The organism is Pseudoxanthomonas sp. Root65 (assembly GCF_001427635.1).
Classification (GTDB): Bacteria; Pseudomonadota; Gammaproteobacteria; order Xanthomonadales; family Xanthomonadaceae; genus Pseudoxanthomonas_A.
The window spans coordinates 1,758,969-1,777,394 of record NZ_LMHA01000001.1 but is presented as its reverse complement, the minus strand read 5'-3'; the positions used below and the strand labels follow the sequence as shown (position 1 = coordinate 1,777,394).

The following is an 18,426-nucleotide window of genomic DNA, read 5'->3' as shown; positions in this document are numbered from 1 at the left end:
CACGTCGGTCAGCCGCTCCCCACAGGATTTCCGATGCCCCAGGTCTGGAGGGTTTTCAGCCGCTGGTTGCGCCTGCGTCGTCGCCTGTGGCGCTGGCGCCGTGCCGCGATCCAGAAACCGCTGAGCGCTGAAGCACCGCTGCGCGCCCAGCTGTTCAACGTCGAACAGATGGAACGGCATGGGCGTGCATTGGCGCGGGCGCACCGCGTGCGCGCGCATGCGGGGCCGGAGCGCCTGCTGGACCGCCTGGCCGAGAACGAAGGCCTGCTACAGGATGTCTGCGCGCTGCTCACGCGGATGGTGCAGGACGACATGCGCATCACCCCTGCCGGCGAGTGGTTGCTGGACAACTCGTACCTGCTGGAAGAGCAGATCGTCACCGCACGCCGGCACCTGCCGAAAGGCTACAGCCGCCAGCTGCCGTCATTGAGCCAGGGCGGGTCCGCCGGCCTGCCGCGCGTGTACGACCTGTCGCTGGAAGCCATCGCGCACGGCGACGGCCGCATTGACGCCGAGACCTTGCGCCGCTTCTTCGCCGCCTACCAGTCCATCACGCCACTGAAACTGGGCGAGCTGTGGGCGATCCCGATCATGTTGCGGCTGGCGCTGATCGACAACCTGCGCCGGATGGCGGTACGCGTGATGCGCGACGGCGACGACCACCGCCTGGCCAGCGAGTGGGCCGCGCAGCTCAATCGCACCGCGGCGGAAGATCCCAAGGACGTGGTGCTGGTCATCGCCGACATGGCGCGCTCCGGCCCGCCGCTCAGTGGCGCCTTCGTGTCCGAACTGATGCGTGGATTGCAAGGACGCGGCGGCGTGTTCTCCATGCCGGTCACCTGGCTGGAACAGTGGGCCGCCGACGGCGGCCTGCGCATCGAGGAACTGGTGCACCTGGAAAGCCAGCAGCAGGCGGCGGACCAGGTGTCGATCAGCAACAGCATCGGCAGCCTGCGCTTCCTGGCCAACATGGACTGGCGGGAATTCGTCGAGGACATGAGTGTGGTCGAGCGCACGCTGCGCGCCGACCCGGCGCGTACCTATGCGCTGATGGACTTCAGCACGCGCGACGACTACCGCCACGTGGTGGAGAAGATCGCGCGCCTGGCCGGTGTCGACGAGAACACCGTCGCGGAGATCGCGCTGCAGCGTGCACAGGCCGCCGCCGCAGCGGCGCCGACGCATCCGGAAGCGCACGTCGGCTTCTACCTGGTGGATGACGGCGTCGGCCAGACGCAGGCGGCGGTCGCCTCGCTGCCGGATGCACGCCCGGTCCGCCTGCGCCCGCATCGCGTTCCGCTGATGGGTTATCTGCTTCCCATCGCCGCCATCATCGGCCTGTTCACCCATGGCCTGCTGACCGCGGCAGCGCCCACGCAGGGCGTGCCCCTCTGGTTGCTGGCGGCGCTGGCGCTGCTGGCGTTCAGCGAACTGGGCATCGCCCTGGTCAACTGGGTGGCGACCCTGTGGGTGGCGCCCCGGCCGCTGCCGCGGATGGATTTCTCCAAGGGCATTCCGGCAACGGCACGCACTCTGGTGGCAGTGCCCAGCATGCTGGGAAGCACGGAAGGCGTGGACGCCCTGGTCGAAGCGCTGGAAGTGCGCTTCCTGGCCAACCGTGACCGCCACCTGCACTTCGCCCTGCTCACCGATTTCCTGGACGCCGACGAGTCGTCGATGCCGGGCGATGCCGCCCTGGTCGCCCACGCCGCGCAGCGGATCGAACAGCTCAACCGTCGCTATGCGCCGGAGCGCGCCGGCGAGGACGGCGGCGATCTGTTCTTCCTGTTCCACCGCCCGCGCCTGTGGAATCCGCGCGAACGCCGCTGGATGGGGTACGAGCGCAAGCGCGGCAAGCTGGCGGCACTGAACCGGTTGTTGCGCGGCGGGACCGGCGACGACTTCCTGCAGGTGACCGGGAACCTCGGCATGCTGGCGCAGGTGCGCTACGTGATCACGCTGGATACCGACACGCGCCTGCCGCGCGACGCCGCGCGCGAGTTCGCCGGCACGCTGGCGCACCCGCTCAACCAGGCCGTGTTCGATGCACGCCGGCGTCGCGTGGTCCGCGGCTACGGCATCCTGCAGCCCAGCGTCGGCACCAGCCTGAGCGGACGGCCCAGTTCGCGTTATGCGCGCATGTTCGGCAGCGAACCGGGCATCGATCCGTATACGCGCACCGTGTCGGATGTGTACCAGGATCTGTTCGGCGAAGGCTCGTTCGTCGGCAAGGGCATCTACGACGTGGATGCATTCGAGCACGCGCTGGCCGACCGCTTCCCCGACAACCGCATCCTCAGCCACGACCTGCTGGAAGGCTGCTACGCGCGCGCCGGTCTGGTCAGCGACGTGCGGCTGTTCGAGGAGTATCCCGCGCGCTATGCGGCAGACGTGAAGCGCCGCTATCGCTGGATCCGCGGCGACTGGCAGTTGCTGCCCTGGCTGCTGCCGTGGGTGCCGCGCCGCGATGGCGGGTTCGAGCGCAACCCGTTGTCCTGGCTCTCGCGCGGCAAGCTGCTCGACAACCTGCGCCGCAGCCTGGTGCCGGCGGCCACGGTGGCGTTGCTGGTGCTGGGCTGGCTGTTCTCGCCGGCCCCGCTCGCCTGGACCGCCTGGCTGCTGAGCCTGTGGGCGCTGCCGGTGCTGCTGCCGGCGTTGCGCGACGTATTCGCCTGGCCGGTCGACATGCCGCTGGAGACGCATCTGGTGCAGGTGGGCCGGTCGAGCCTGCGGCAACTCCAGCGCGCGGTGGTCAATGTGGCCTGCCTGCCGTACGAAGCCTTCTTCAGCGTGGACGCGATCCTGCGTACGCTCTGGCGCCTGCTGGTCACGCGCCGGCATCTGCTGCAGTGGAATCCCTCCAGCGAAGTGGAACGCAGCCTCGGCGGCGGCATGCGCGCCGAACTGCTCGGCATGGCGCCCGCACCGCTGATCGCGACCTCCATCGCCGCCCTGCTGGCGATGCGGCAACCCGCGGCGCTGTGGGTGGCCGCACCGTTGCTGCTGCTCTGGCTGGTGTCGCCTGCCGTCATGGCCTGGCTGGGCCGTCCCACCGGTCAGCGGACGGAGAAGCTGTCCGTACCGCAGCTCGCCTTCCTCGGCACGCTGTCGCGGCGTACCTGGGCGTTCTTCGAGACCTACGTGCGCGCCGAGGACCACTGGCTGCCGCCCGACAACGTGCAGGAGCATCCGGCGCTGGTGGTGGCGCGACGCACGTCGCCGACCAATATCGGCCTGTCGCTGCTGGCCAACCTGGCCGCATACGATTTCGGTTACCTGCAGGCCGGTGGCGTGATGGAGCGCACCCGCCTGGTGTTCGACACGCTGGAGGCGCTGCCGCGCCATCGCGGCCACTTCTACAACTGGTACGACACCGAAACCCTGCAGCCGCTGCCGCCGGCCTACATCTCCACCGTGGACAGCGGCAACCTGGCCGGGCACCTGCTGACCCTGCGCCAGGGCCTGCTGGCGCTGGCCGATGCGCCGGTGCTGGCGCCCGCCACCTTCGGCGGACTGGGCGATACGCTGGCCGTTCTGGAAGACGTGGCCGCGGACGCGGGCTCCGACGACGAAGCCCTGTCGCGTGCGCTGATCGAATTCGGTGCGGTACTGGCACAGGCGCAGCGGGAGCCGCCGGCGACCGTCATCGATGCCGAACGCATGCTGGCGCGCCTGGTGGTGCACGCGGACGGCATCGCAGCGGCCTGGCCTGCCGCGAGTCCGATGCCTCTGCATCCGCACCACTGGCCCACCGCGCTGGTCGAAAGCTGTCGTTCGGCGCATGCGGAGCTGCAGTTCCTGTTGCCCGACGCCAGCGCCTGGACCGGCGAACGCATTCCCACGTTGCGCGAACTGCAGGACGCCTCGGCCCATCCGCTGGCCACCCGCCGTGCGCGCGAACGCATCCACCAGCTCGAACGGCTGGCGCACATCGCCGGGCAGTTCTCGCTGATGGAATACGAATTCCTCTACGACCGCGCGCGCCACCTGCTGGCGATCGGCTACAACGTCGACGAGCACCGCCTGGACAGCGGGCTTTACGACCTGCTGGCGTCGGAAGCGCGGCTGTGCAGTTTCGTGGCGATCGCGCAGGGGCAGTTGCCGCAGGAGAGCTGGTTCGCGCTGGGCCGCCTGCTGACCGAGGTCAACGGCGATGCCACGCTGCTGTCGTGGAGCGGCTCGATGTTCGAGTACCTGATGCCGCCGCTGGTCATGCCCAGCTACCCGGATACGCTGCTGGACCAGACGTCCCGGCATGCGGTGGAAGCGCAGATCCAGCATGGCGAACACCATGGCGTGCCGTGGGGCATCTCGGAGTCGGGCTACAACACTGTCGACGCCCGCATGAACTACCAGTACCGCGCCTTCGGCGTGCCCGGACTGGGCCTGAAGCGCGGCCTGGGCCAGGACCTGGTCATCGCGCCCTACGCCAGCATGATGGCGTTGATGGTGGCGCCGGAAGCCGCCTGCGAGAACCTGCAGCGGCAGGCCGCGCTGGGTTTCGGTGGTCATTTCGGCATGTACGAGGCTATCGACTACACGCCGGCGCGGGTGCCGCCCGGACAGGACTGCGTGGTGGTGCGGTCGTTCATGGCCCACCACCAGGGCATGGGCTTCCTCGCGCTCGTCCACCTGCTGCGGCAGCAGCCGATGCAGCAGCGCTTCGTGGCCGATGCCGAGTTCCAGGCGACGCTGCTGTTGCTGCAGGAACGCATTCCGCATACCGGCGTGTTCCACCCGCACGAGGCCGAGACGCTGGGCACCCGCGCCGCGCCCACCGAAACCGAGACCCAGCTGCGCATCTTCCGCAACCCGGGGACGTCGCGGCCGGCGGTACAGCTGCTCTCCAACGGCCGCTACCACGGCCTGGTCACCAGCGCCGGCGGCGGCTACAGCCGTCACCGCGACATGGCGGTCACGCGCTGGCGCGAGGACGGCACGCGCGACCACTGGGGCAACTTCTGCTACCTGCGCGACGTGGAGAGCGGCGAGTTCTGGTCCACGTCATTGCAGCCGGCATGCGTGCCGGTGGACCAGTACGAAGCGATCTTCTCCGATGCCAAGGCCGAGTTCCGCGGCCGCAAGCGCGGCTACGAAAGCCATCTTGAGATCGCCATCTCCGCCGAGGACGACATCGAACTGCGCCGGCTGCGGCTGGGCAACCGCAGCCGGCGCACGCGCACCATCGAGATCACCACCTACGCCGAAGTGGTGCTGGCGCCGGCCATCGCGGACGAACTGCACCCGGCCTTCAGCAACCTGTTCGTGCAGTCGGAGATCGTGCGCGAGAAACAGGCGCTGCTGTGCACGCGACGGCCGCGCGCGCACGACGAAGTGCCGCCGTGGATGTTCCATCTGGTGGCCGTGCACGATGCCGACATCACCGCGATCTCGTACGAGACCGACCGCGCCCGCTTCCTCGGCCGCGGCAACACCCCGCGCACGCCGGTGGCCCTGTCGGCGCAGGACGCGCTGTCCGACAGCGAGGGTTCGGTGCTGGATCCGATCGTCGCCATCCGTTGCCGGATCGAACTGGCACCGGGGCAGACGGCGATGATCGACATGGTGCATGGCGTGGGCCGGGATCGCGACGCCTGTGCCGGCCTGATCGACAAGTACCGCGACCGCCGGCTGGCCGACCGCGTCTTCGACCTGGCGTGGACGCACAGCCAGGTCGTGCGCCGGCAGATCAACGCCTCGCAGGCGGATGCGCAACTCTACGAGCGGCTGGCAGGACTGATCGTCTACGCGCACCCGCTGCTGCGCGCGGACGCCGACGTGCTGCTGCAGAACCAGCGCGGCCAGTCGGGCCTGTGGGGCCATGCGATCTCAGGCGACCTGCCGATCGTGCTGCTGCAGGTCGCCGATGCCGACAACATCGAACTGGTGCGGCAGATGGTGCAGGCGCACGCGTACTGGCGCCTCAAGGGCCTGCGTGCGGACCTGGTGATCTGGAACGAGAGCCAGGCCGGTTACCGGCAGCAGCTGCAGGATCTGATCCTGGGCATGATCTCGGCCGATCCCGAGGCCAACGTGCTGGATCGTCCGGGCGGCATCTTCGTGCGCCCCGGCCAGCAGATGTCGCAGGAGGACCGCATCCTGCTGCAATCGGTGGCGCGGGTGATCATCAGCGACCAGCAGGGCTCGCTGGCCGCGCAGATCGGCCGCCGCGAGCCTGCCGAGCGGATCATGCCGTCGCTGCTCGGCGAAGGGCCGCGCGAGGAACATGCTGAACGTCCGGCACCCACAGCATCCACCGGGCTGCCGCCGCCCGTCGTCATCGACGAAGAGGACGACACCTGGCCGTTCGAGCCGGTGGCCGACACGTTCGTCCACGACAACGGCACTGGCGCGTTCGCTGCCGACGGCCGCGAGTACGTCATCGTCACCCGCGAAGACGGCCCGACGCCCGCGCCCTGGTGCAACGTGATGGCCAACGAGCGGCTGGGCACGGTGGTCAGCGAAAGCATGGCCGGCTACACCTGGTTCGAGAACGCGCACGAGTTCCGCCTCACGCCCTGGCACAACGACCCGGTCGCCGACAGCGGCGGCGAAGCCTTCTACCTGCGCGACGAAGACAGCGGCCACGTGTGGTCGCCGCTGCCGTTGCCACGCCGCGGCCGCGGGGCGTACCGCACGCGCCACGGCTTCGGCTACAGCGTGTACGAGCACGTCGAGGACGGCATCGCCAGCGAGCTGTGGGTGTACGTGGCCGTCGACGATGCAGTCAAGTACTCGGTGCTGAAGCTGCGCAACCTGTCCGGGCGCGCACGCCGCCTCTCGGCCACCGCTTACGTGGAATGGGTACTGGGCGACCTGCGCGTCAGGTCGCAGATGCACATCGTCACCGCGCAGGATGCCGCCAGCGGCGTGCTGACCGCGCGCAATCCGTACAACACCGAGTTCGGCGGCCGGGTCGCGTTCTTCGACACCGATGCCAGCGGCTGCAGCTTCACCGGCGACCGCACGGAGTTCCTCGGCCGCAACGGCAGCATGGCCGATCCGGCGGCACTGCAACGCGAACGCCTGTCCGGCCGCCTGGGCGTGGGACTGGATCCGTGCGCGGCCATCCAGGTGCCGCTGTCGCTGCCCGATGGCGAGGCGTCGGAGACGGTGTTCCGGCTCGGCATGGGCAAGGACGAAGACGACGCGCTGTACCTCGCCCGTCGCGTGCAGGGCACGCAGCGCGCGCACGATGCGCTGGACGCCGTGCGCATCCACTGGCGCGGACTGCTGACGTCCGTGCAGGTCAGCACGCCCGATCCCGCTGTCGACGCGCTGGTGAACGGCTGGCTGATGTACCAGACCCTCGCCTGCCGCTACGTGGCGCGCAGCGGCTACTACCAGTCCGGCGGCGCGTTCGGCTTCCGCGACCAGCTGCAGGACACCATGGCGACGCTGCATGCCCGGCCGGCGTTGACCCGCTCGCACCTGCTGCTGTGCGCGGCGCATCAGTTCCCGCAGGGCGACGTGCTGCACTGGTGGCATCCGCCGCAGGGGCGCGGGGTGCGCACGCGCTGCTCGGACGACTACCTGTGGCTGCCGCTGGCGGCCGCGCGCTACCTGCAGGTGACCGGCGATGCCAGCGTGCTGGACGAACAGGTGGGCTTCGTCGATGGGCGACCGGTCAACGCCGACGAGGAGTCGTACTACGACATGCCCGCCACGTCGCACCTACGGCAGTCGTTCTACCAGCATTGCGTGCTGGCCTTGCGGCGCGGCTGCAGCCTGCTGGGCGAACGCGGCCTGCCGCTGATCGGCACCGGCGACTGGAACGACGGCATGAACCGCGTCGGCGAGGCCGGGCGTGGCGAGAGCGTGTGGCTGGGCTTCTTCCTCTACGACACGCTGCAGCGCTTCATCGAGGTCGCACGCGTGCGCGGCGATGACGCGTTCGCCGACGAATGCGTCGAACATGCCGAGCGCCTGCGCGCGAACCTGGAAGCCCACGCCTGGGACGGCCAGTGGTACCGGCGCGCATGGTTCGACGACGGCACGCCGTTGGGCTCTTCGACCAGCGACGAATGCAGGATCGACTCGATTTCGCAGAGCTGGTCGGTGCTGTCGGGTGCCGCCGATCCCGCACGTGCGCGGCAGGCGATGGCGTCGCTGGACCGCCATCTGGTGAAGCGCGAAGCGGGCCTGATCCAGTTGCTCGATCCGCCGTTCGACACCACGCCGAAGGACCCCGGCTACATCCGCGGCTACGTGCCCGGCGTGCGCGAGAACGGCGGCCAGTACACCCATGCGGCGGTCTGGGCCGCGATGGCCTTCGCGCACCAGGGCGATGCGGAGCGGGCGTGGGAACTGGCGCGCATGATCAACCCGATCCACCACGCGCAGGATCCGGATGCGACCGCCGTCTACAAGGTGGAGCCCTACGTACTGGCCGCCGACGTGTATGGCGTGGCACCCCATGTCGGCCGTGGCGGCTGGACCTGGTACACCGGCTCGGCCGGCTGGATGTACCGCTTGCTGACCGAATCGCTGCTGGGCCTGCAGCGCCTCGGCGACGAGCTGGCCCTGCATCCCTGCCTGCCGCGCGAATGGACACAGTACGAACTGCGCTACCGCTTCGGTTCCACGCTCTACGTCATCGCGGTGGAACAAGGCGATGACGGCACACCCATGCTGCAACTGGATGGCACGGAACAGGCAGGCATGCGCTTCCCGCTGGTGGACGATGGCAGCGTGCATCGGGTGGAGGCACGCTGGCCCCGCGCCGCGCCGTGAAATCGCGCGCCCAGCTCGAAGCGGAACTGGATCGACTGGCGGAGATGCTGCCACCCTGGCTGCAGCATCTCCGCCACGAAGCCCAGTTCTGGCCGCAGTTCGATGCGCTGGCGGACGCGATCGTGAAGGAGGCTGGCGCGGACGATCTCGCGCACGTGCAGGCGAGGCTGGAGGCGATGCTTCGGGTGCATGCGGAAGCGCTTGACTGGATGGGAGAACGCAGTCCGCTTCCGAGTCAGCAGACGTGAGCATGGCGCTTGAAGGTCGAACCCGGACAGCGTGTCGCGAGCGGGCTCCCTGCGGCGCGGCATTGCCGGAAGATCATTCCTCCATGGCGGACAACAGGGATCGAATGTAGGCACCCTTCGCCAGGGTGTACGCCGTCTTGTCGCCCGCATGCGTAATGGCGAGCCGTCGCTTCAGGGCTTCGTACTCGCATCGACGTGCGTCGTCGGCGCGCAGCAGGTCGCGGAAGCGGAGATGTTCCCTCCAGAGTCGCCCACCATGTTCGACGCCATGCAGGTGGATGCGCAGGTCGCCGGCGATGTCCTTGACGAAGTAGCGGCGCTGCGGGATCGCGGCTTCATAGTGCGGCCGGTAGGTGTAGTCCAGCTGCACGAGGTCCGCGATGCGGGCTTCGATCGTGGTGAGCGTGGGCGCACCCAGCAGGAGGTCGATGACCGGTTTGGCCGCCAGGCCGGGGACCGCGGTGCTGCCGATATGCAGGATCTCGATCGGCACACCGGTGAACGCCGGCAGCAGTTCCTGGCAGAGGTCCTGGAAGATCAGCGGCCAGGTGGGCGAATAGGGAACGAGCATGGTGGGTTCCTGGGGTCGGGCGAAGGTGGGCCTGGCGTCAATCGCGAGGGCCGTCTCCGGAAAATGTCGTTGGCATGAGGCGCTGTGAAGCCCGGACGACCCACAGGCCCAGCAGGCAGTACCAGAGACTCTGTGCCACGACGACGAAGGTCATGCCGGTGACGTCGAGCGCGATCCATCCCGCGGCATAGCCGATCAGGCACAGCAGGCCCGCGATCACGCCGTAGGCGCCGCATGCGATCGCCAGCGGCCCGGATTGGCGCAGCATGGCGACCGACCACAGCGCGATGCCCGCCGACATGCCGAGCATGCCGAATCCCGCCAGCACCTGGTTGGCGGAGAAGGCCAGCAGCACCGACGGCAGTGCGTCCTCGGCGTGCGGGATCAGCGGCATGACCCGCTGCAGGTAGTCGCCGATGAGGAAGCCGCTGATCAGCGCCGCACCCAGCATCGCGACGGCGCCGAGCGCGTACAGGCGCGCCGCAGCCCCTACCCCGCCACTCCCCGGCCAGCACCGCGCGAGGTGGGTCAGCGACAACCAGAGCGCGACGATGCACGCGATCATCGCCAGGTGCACGTGCCGGCTGAGCGACGATATCTCCGTGAGGCTGACAAGCCGCGCCGCCATGTCGGCGCCTTGTGCGGTGGGATGGAAGATCATGATGAGCGGTGCCAGCACGCCGCTTGCGATCAGCAGCAGGCCGCACGGCAGGACATCGGGCGCGCGGGATGACGTGGTGTTCATGCGATGCCCCTGCGAGGAAGAACACACAGGCTAGCGGTGCGATCACCGCCGGTTTCCGGACAATCGCGACCCAATGTCCGGCAGGGTTCGTGGGATGATCCGGCCCATGACCCCGCTTGAGCCCAACGAAGATCCCCGCAGGCGGCGCACGCGCCAGGACTTGATGGCGGCGTTCTTCTCGCTGGTGCTCAGTCAGCGCTACCACGAGATCCGCGTCGGCGATGTGCTGGCGCGATCGGGCGTCAGCCGCTCGACGTTCTACGAGCACTTCCGCAACAAGGACGAACTGCTCGCCGCCAGCCTGGAAGGACCGTTCCAGACGCTGGCCCATCTGGTGGGCGAGCGGGCGGACGTCAACAAGGTGTGCGCGATCCTCGAGCACTTCTGGCAGAACCGCGCGCTCGCACGCAGCCTGTTCCAGGGCGCTGCGCTACGCATTGTCCGCAGCACCTTGGTCGTGCATGTGGAGAACACGCTATCTCCTGCGCAACGCAGTCGCCTGCGCATTCCCGCGCGTCTCGCCGCACATGGGCTTGCCGACGGCCTGTTCTCGCCGGTGGTGGCCTGGTTGCTGGGCGAGGCCAAGTGTAGTGCGCAGGAACTGGCCGTGGCGTTGCAGCTGTCCACGGCAGCGGCCACGCGCGCACTGCAGACCGGCGCCCCCGCCGACGACCAGACAAGGAGAAGTGAATGAAGATGCAGCGCGCGATTCCGATGCTTCCCGTCCGCCACATGCCGACGAGCGTCGGGTTCTACGCAAAGCTGGGCTTTGCGGTGGAAAAGCGCAACGACGAATGGCGTTGGGCGATGCTGGTGCTGGACGAGTGCCGGCTGATGGTGGACGAATCGATCAACCAGCCGCCGGATGCACCACGCACGTCGGTGATCTACCTGTACCCCGACGACATCTTCGCCTACCACCGCGACCTGCGGCGGCGCGGCCTGGACGTGCCTTCGATCAGCCACCCCTTCTACGGCATGAGCGAGTTCCGCATCGAGGATCCCGACGGCAATCGGCTATGGATCGGGCAGCGGACGGGAAGCTGAGGTCTGCTTGCGGGGCAACGCGCCCGTCGAAACACATTCACAGTGGCTGCAATCTCAGCCTCTTGGCTTGAGTTCAACCGACCGACGCGACGGTCGGCCGATATCGCTCTGCTGGTGTTTCGTTGCCGAACGTCTTGCGTGGGCGGCGGGCACGTTGCCGTGCCCACCGTTGGTCGTGCTCAGAAGTCCCAGCGGCCGGTGATGCTGAGCGGAACCGAGACACGGCTGCCGGTATCGTTGATGCGCGCCAGGCCGAGCCCGGCGATCGCCGAATCGTCGTCGGAAAGATCGTCGATGTAGTTCAACCCTGCGGCGACCTTCATGCTGAAGCGCTCGGTGAACGGGATCTGCACGCCGGCTTCGATTCCGCCGCTCAGCGCCCAGGCCTTCTCGTAGAACGGCGCATTGGGAATCGTGATGGCGGCGTCGGGAATCTCGAAGGTGGCGCGGATGGCATCGGTTTCGGTCGCGCCCAGCCGCGCCGCGACGAACGGCCTGACCCGGCCAGCGTCGCGGAAGAAGTGCCGGTAACCCGCCTCCCACGTGTACGCGTCATAGCCGGAGAACCGGCCGAAGACATCCAGCTCGGTATCGAGCGCCGGCACGTAGGCGGCACCGACGCGCACGCGACCGTCATCGGCGCTGGTCTCCCTGGCCTGGAGGAAGACTTCGCTCCGGTCACTCAGTCCATAGCCCACTTCCAGGCCCCAGGACATGGCGTTGCCGTAGATCTGGTCGTGGCTACGGGAGCGGATGCGCAACTCCGCGCTGACGCCTGCCAGTGCGGGATTCAACGGACCGAGATCCGGCACCGGCGCCACGGCGCCTGAGTGGACGTCGCCACTGACCGGAAAGTCGACGCCGCCCAACACCGACATCGAAAATTTTCCCTGCTCGGGGCCTGCCGCGAATGCCGGCCCTGCCGCCATCAGCAAGGCAGCGCCAAGAAATTTGATCTGCATGGTCCTCTCCCCTCGGAGCGGGTAACGCCTACCCAATGTAGGCAGGTGATCTACGCGAGAGTGGTGGAAACGGATTCAACGGGATGCAGTACGTAAGCGCCCTTTCAGCGCTCCTCACGCCGTTTCCACATTGCTGTACGGGCTTGCCGTTTGTGGGCATTACCACGGTCTGGTTCGGCTGCCGCATCCGCTCTGGAAGATTAGCGTCGAGGGTGTCCTCTCTGCGCTGGACCTTCTTTGCGTCCACACCGAACCACGAGTAAGCCCCCGATCTCACGGAGACATGATGGTGTCGTTCGAGGATCGTAGGATCCATGGCAAGCGTGCGATCCGCAGGCGAGTCCGAGACCGAGACCGAGACGATTGAGCAGGTCAGCTAGCGACCCAGAGCGGACATCGCTTCGGGTCAGATTCGAGTGATGGATAGGCCTCCATCTAAGAAGAATTGGCCGCTCCGATCACGGCCAATAATCAAGTGCTGGGCAAGAATCAGGAGTAGGCCGATCCAGATCCCATGCCCTTGGCTAACCTGACTATGGTGGTCAGGGGGATGGGTTGAGCAGCGAGAGTCCTGCCCGCAGGCGCGTTGGTCCCAGCCGCAAGCCTGTTCGGATGCCGTGTGGCTAGGGTCCTACGCGGCTAGGCCTGGCTGAGCGGCTGGAGAAGGCGGAATGCCACCTCAAGCCTGTCGTCAGAAGGCATAGAGTTTTTACGTCGCAGGCATGAATCGCGTGTCGACAGCTTGTCATCCAGGCGGTCTGTTGTTGATTAGAATGCATCCGTACTCAAGGGGGAAGGCCATGCTTCATCATGTCCGACAGCTGTTGTTCGTGCTGCTCGTGTGTGCGGCCGGCAACGTCCGCGCTGCGTCACCCACGGACGGACCCAGCGTTGCGCCGCGCGACGCAAACCACTGGGGCGTGTACGCTCAGCTTGCCGGCAGGACATGGCAAGGCGAGAACGGCAGCATGACGTGGGCGTGGGGGCCAAACGACACGCTGGTTGAAACCGGTATCACCCAACAATCGGCTACGATCCGTCCCGGCGCGGTGCCCGGCACGCTAGTGCAGGAACACAGCCGCTCGCACGTTTACGATGGAAGTATCGGCGCGGACGGTTCCATCTTGTGGATACGCCGCGGCATCATCAAGCTGCCCTACCGCATGTCGCTGGTCGACGGACGGCTGGTGGCCGAGTCGGTCAAGCTGGGTAGCGACAACCAAGTCGCCAAGGTGAACAGGACCTGGACCTATTCACCACAGATAGGGTCGCTGGCCCCTGCTGAGGATGTGATCGTCGCGACCACCAAGCCTGTCACCCGCACTGCGCCCGCCAACGAGGGGCCCGCGGCGCCGGTCGTCGCTGCGCCTGTACAAACCCCCACGAACACGAGCTTCGGTTGGCTGGATGCACGCATCGGCCGGTCGTTCGTCGGCACCAATCCGTGGGGCGCCACGTACACGCTCGATGTCTACCGCGACGGCGCGTCCTTGGCGCTGCACCATGGCAGCCTCGGCGGTGCACGCACCGGCCGTATGTTGATTCGCCCGACCGCCACGCCGGGGCGGTTCGAACTGCTGGAGAACTGGCATGGCGCCGCCACTGCGAACAGCGTGGCCTATATTGCTGGCACTCCCGGTGCACCTGCCACCGATCCTTTGGATGGCTACTATGCAGACCCGCGCGAACCGGGCGACTTGGTCATCGGTTACGACATCCGGGGCGGTTACGTGGTGCTCGTGTTCCATCCCAACGACACGACCGGAGGCCTGACGTACCATCAGAATGGCGGCAAGCGCAGCTTTGGCATCAGACGGGCCATCGGCGATCTCGACTACGTGGGGACCGCATGGTTCTCCCCCGCAACCCAAGACGCGGTCGACAACGTGCGGGCGTACGCAGCGGCCGAGCAGCAACGCCAGGCCGAGGCGCGTCGCGAAGAGGAACGGGACCGCGCCGATCAGCAGCAGCGCTTGGCCACAGCGGCGTACAACAGCCTCGTGCAGGCCACCGCAGCTGCGGTTGAAAGCGAAGCCCAATCGCGCGCGCGTCTGGACGCCACTCTCGACCAGGCGGCACGTCAGGCCACGTCCGAACGTCAAGGCAGTGCGGCCGGATCGGACCAGTACGCGCGCGAGCTCGCGAACGCGCGTGCCGCTACGGAGCGTCAGGAGGCGATCGCGGCGGAATATGCTGACCGTCGTGCCGCTGCTGCGGCGCTCAGCGCCGCGCCGGATACTTCCAGAGTCAGGGCGGCCGGTGTAGGCAGCGCGTCAACCCAAGATCGCGCCGACACGTGCGTTGGCCAACCGGTCACGAAGACACACGTGTGCCCCAGCAGCAGCGGATTGATTGGACGCATCGTCAACAGTTGCACCGCCCATGTGGACGTGCGCATGTGCTTCATGACAGATGCCGGGTGGAGCTGCCAATCCAACTACGGCTTGGCGCCCGAGCGTGCTTGGGAGCCGGGCGATTGCAAGGCGACTGGACAGGTGTTCCGTTCGGTGCGTTACAGCAGCAGCAACACGCCGCTCGCGTCGCCGTAAGCCAACCATACGTTATCGCGCGGCTCCCACGCCAGCGTACCCCACCATCTGCTCATCGGCATGGCGGACGCGACGTAGAGAGGCCGCGCGGTAACCTGGAGAGCAGCGATGCCCTTCCCCCGAGAGTCGGCTCCAGTAGTGGCTTGCGGGATATCTCATCCTGATCAGGCTAGGGACGATGTCCGCTTCTGACCGACATCAGACTCGTTGATTCAACGGTCCGCTATGGGTCAGAAGCCAAACGACCACACCCGACCCATCGCTCCATCGAGGTCCTTCGCCAGCGCACACCTCGTCGTCACCGAGCGGCGCGTCTCCGCCTCAACAACCGCCGCCACCAACGTGCCGCAGGCGGCTTCCCGCGATACGCCACCTCCGCAGGGACGCGCAGGGCGACATCGGTGCCCTTGCCGCCGCTGGACTGCAGCTCCAGCATCGCGCCGATGCGCTCGGCGCGTTCGCGCATGCCGGACAGGCCCCAGTGCCCGTGGCGTCCGCCGGCCTGCAGCACTTCCCGCGGCAAGCCCAAGCCGTCGTCGCGGACGCGCACGGTCAGCCCATCGGTGTCGTAGGCCAGCTCGACAACCACGTGGGCGGCGTGCGCGTGCTGGAAGGCGTTGAGCACGGCCTCGCGCGCGATGCGGTACACCTCGTCGCAGACGAGCGGATCCAGCGTGCGCGGGGCGCCGTCCACGATCATGCGGAAGTCGATCGCGTAATCGGGCACCAGCTCCTCGCCCAGCGCGGCCAGCATGTCCGGCAGCTCGCCCGGCGGGTGCGCGCGCAGGTCCAGCACGCGCCCGCGCGCTTCGCCCATCACGTCGTCCGCGCGTTGCAGCACGCGCTCCATCGCCGCATGGGTCGGCGCGTCGCGGCCCAGCGATTCGGCCACCGCGTGGAAGCGCAGGATCAGCCCCTGCACGCTCTGCAGCAGGGTGTCGTGCAGCTCACGCGCGATCCGCTCGCGCTCGCGGTGGCGTTCCTGCAGGCGTTCGCGGATCTGCGCCGACAAGTGGCGAAGGCGCAGCAGGTAGGCGATCCAGAGCAGGGAGACGCCGGCCACCACGCACAGCACCACGAACCACGGGGTCTGGTAGTAACGCGGCGCGATGACGATGGGCAGCGAGGCGCCGACGCTGTTCCATACGCCATCGTCGTTGGCGGCGATCACCTGGAAGACATAACGGCCGGGGCCCGGATCGTTGTAGAAGGCGGTGCGCCGCGTGCCGGCGTCCTGCCAGCCCTCGTCGTAGCCGACCAGCCGGTAACGGAAGCGCACCCGCTCCGGGATGGACAGGCTGAGCGCGGTGTAGGCGATCTGCAGGTTGCGCGTTCCCGGCGGCAGCTGCATCGCACCGCCCTGCACGCGATGCAGGTGATCGTCGACAGTGAGCGACAACACCGTGACCGGCGGCGGAAGGGGATTGCGGCGGATCGCGACCGGATCGATCGACACCACACCACTGGTGGTGGCGAACCACAGTTTTCCGTCGCGTCCCTCGGTGGCTGTGGGGATCGGGCGGAACTGCGCGGGCACGCCCGGCAGGCCATCGAGGAAGTCGAAGCGCTCGTAGGCGGGCGCATCGGCGCGCGCGTCGAACAGCCGCGGAACGTCGGTCGCCTTGATGTGCAGCACCCCCTGCGCACCGTTCAACCACAGGTCGCCCGCACGCGTCTCGATGATCCCGCTGATGCCGCGGAACGGACTGTCGGGCAGCGGACGCAGGGCGTGCAGCCTGCCGTCCGCGTAGCGGGCCAGGCCACGCTCGCCGCCGATCCAGATGCCGTCGCGCCCTTCCACCAGCGCGGTGACGTTGCCCACCCGCAAGCCCTGCGCAGCCCCGATCGCCTGCACGGCCTCGCCCCGCATCACCGCGATCTGGCCGCGCGCATAGCCCATCCACAGCGCGCCGTCGGCAGCCGACAGCAGCACCAGCGGCGATGAGCCGGGCGGCAGGCCGGTGCGACCGCGCACCTGCTGCCAGCGACCGTCCGCCAGGCGGTGGATGCCGGGCGTGTTCAACGACACCCACAGCACGCCGTCCGCATCGTGGGCGATCGCCTGTACGCCCGAGTAGCCGGACACCGGCAGCGGCGTCACCGGCGTGGCGCGTCCATCACGCCAGCGCCAGAGTCCGCCCGGACCGCCCAGCCACACGGTGCCGTCGCGGTCGCGGTGCGCGGCGGTCAAGGGCGGCGGCAGGTCGGCCTCACGCCAGTGCGCACCATCCCGTTCCAGCAACGGACGATTGCGGCTGCCGACCAGCAACGTGCCGTCGGCATCGGTGACGAGGGCGAAATCCTGCGCGCCATCAGGCAGCGTCGCGGGCACGACGTTGGTGTGGCGGAAGCGGTCCAGCCCGCGGCTGCTGCCCACCCACACCGTGCCTTCCCGATCTTCCAGCACCGGCAGCAGGTAGTCGGCGCTCAGGCCGTCGTCCTGGCGGAAGCGCTCGAATGCCGCGTCGTCGCTCGTCGCGACCGGCCGCAGCGGCTGCGCCAGCCGGTGCACGCCCTCGCCCATCGTGGTGGCCCACAGCGTGCCGTCGCGATCGAACAGCAGGCCGGCGGACGGCGTCGGCAGGGAATGCGTGGTCACCGCACGTTCGAGCGGCAGCTGGCGCACACCGCCTTCGTTCTCGGCGATCCACAGACCGCCATCGGGCGCCTGCGCGATCTGGCTGATGCGGCCCACGGCGATGTCGAGCGTCTCGAACACCTGCGCACCTTTCCGCAACCGCGCGATGCCGGCGTCGGTCGCCACCCACAGCGTGCCGTCGCGATCGGTGAACACCGTGCGCGCCTGCGTGCCGGGCACGCGCCAGTCGCGATCGACGCGATACCAGCGCCCCTCGTGCAGGTACACCAGCCCGCTGAAGGTCGCCGCCCACAGGCGGCCATCGGCGCCCTGCGCGAAGCGAAACACCGTGCTGGTGGGCAGTCCCTGCGCTTCGCCGTAATGGGTCAGGCGGTTCGCCTGCAGGAAACTGACCGCGCCGTAGCGGAAACCGATCCACAGACCGCCGTCGGCGGTGGCGTACAGGGTGGAAATGCTGGTGGCGGGAAACCCTTGCCCATCGTCGGGCGCGTAGCGCTCGAACTGCACACCGTCGAAGCGGAACAGGCCCACCTGCGTGGCCAGCCACAGATAGCCATCGGTGGTCTGCGCCAGCGCGGTCACCTGCCCCGGCGCACCCTGCTTGACGGTCCACGCGGTGTGGTGGAACTGGGCGATCTGGCGCTGCGGATCCAGCGCATGCGCGAACTGCGCGCACAGCAACAGGCACAGGCCGGCCAGCCACGCGCGTGGCCCGCACCGGCTCCCGGCACGCCCGTCCTGCCTGCTGCACGCGCTGGCCAACCTGCCCCCTTGATGAACCGCCGACCCCGTCCGTCCGCACCGGCACGCCCCTCCGCGCGCGACGCGTCAGCTCACTTTAACCGAGCCCGCCTCGCGTGTCGGATTCCCCGTCCGAGCGTCATCCGGCGCGGCCGGTCTGGACGCACTCGCCGCAACGGACGCACGCGAGCGTGCCCGGCGGCTCATCGCCGCAGGACACCTGGGGTGGTG

At 68.3% G+C, this 18,426-nt stretch carries 9 protein-coding genes; 5 read left to right on the top strand and 4 right to left on the bottom strand.

The window, feature by feature from the left end; all coding sequences use genetic code 11:
* The first annotated feature begins 33 nt into the window (after positions 1 to 33).
* The gene (locus ASD77_RS07775) at positions 34 to 8,733 is read left to right on the top strand and encodes a glycoside hydrolase family 94 protein (RefSeq protein WP_156383515.1); all 8,700 of its coding nucleotides are present in this window, start codon (positions 34 to 36) and stop codon (positions 8,731 to 8,733) included.
* Complete coding sequence (locus ASD77_RS07770) at positions 8,730 to 8,981, top strand: hypothetical protein (RefSeq protein WP_235578492.1); 252 nt, start codon at positions 8,730 to 8,732, stop codon at positions 8,979 to 8,981. Before ASD77_RS07775 ends, ASD77_RS07770 begins: the two co-directional genes overlap by 4 nt.
* 73 nt (positions 8,982 to 9,054) lie before the next feature.
* Here the strand turns inward: ASD77_RS07770 and ASD77_RS07765 are convergent, their stop codons facing one another.
* Positions 9,055 to 9,552, bottom strand: a complete 498-nt coding sequence (locus ASD77_RS07765) for a GrpB family protein (protein WP_055939675.1) — start codon at positions 9,550 to 9,552, stop codon at positions 9,055 to 9,057.
* A gap of 37 nt (positions 9,553 to 9,589) precedes the next feature.
* A complete protein-coding gene (locus ASD77_RS07760; protein ID WP_055939673.1) occupies positions 9,590 to 10,297 on the bottom strand; it encodes a hypothetical protein in 708 nt (235 codons plus the stop codon).
* 106 nt (positions 10,298 to 10,403) lie between these two features.
* Between ASD77_RS07760 and ASD77_RS07755 the strand changes: the two genes are divergently transcribed.
* Both ASD77_RS07755 and ASD77_RS07750 read left to right on the top strand, forming a co-directional pair.
* Positions 10,404 to 10,991, top strand: coding sequence for a TetR/AcrR family transcriptional regulator (locus ASD77_RS07755; protein ID WP_162247611.1), 588 nt, complete (start codon positions 10,404 to 10,406; stop codon positions 10,989 to 10,991).
* Positions 10,988 to 11,344: a VOC family protein gene (locus tag ASD77_RS07750; protein ID WP_082563173.1), complete on the top strand. Its 357-nt coding sequence runs from the start codon at positions 10,988 to 10,990 to the stop codon at positions 11,342 to 11,344. The genes ASD77_RS07755 and ASD77_RS07750 overlap by 4 nt, the downstream gene beginning before the upstream one ends.
* A gap of 179 nt (positions 11,345 to 11,523) precedes the next feature.
* On the opposite strand, the gene ASD77_RS07745 is transcribed toward ASD77_RS07750, so the two are convergent.
* Entirely contained in the window at positions 11,524 to 12,306 is a 783-nt protein-coding gene (locus tag ASD77_RS07745) for a hypothetical protein (RefSeq protein ID WP_156383514.1), read from the bottom strand.
* 800 nt (positions 12,307 to 13,106) lie between these two features.
* On the opposite strand from ASD77_RS07745, the gene ASD77_RS07740 reads away from it, so the two are divergent.
* A complete protein-coding gene (locus ASD77_RS07740; RefSeq protein ID WP_162247610.1) occupies positions 13,107 to 14,855 on the top strand; it encodes a hypothetical protein in 1,749 nt (582 codons plus the stop codon).
* 298 nt (positions 14,856 to 15,153) lie between these two features.
* On the opposite strand, the gene ASD77_RS07735 is transcribed toward ASD77_RS07740, so the two are convergent.
* Entirely contained in the window at positions 15,154 to 18,216 is a 3,063-nt protein-coding gene (locus ASD77_RS07735; protein WP_055939664.1) for a sensor histidine kinase, read from the bottom strand.
* Positions 18,217 to 18,426 lie beyond the last annotated feature (210 nt).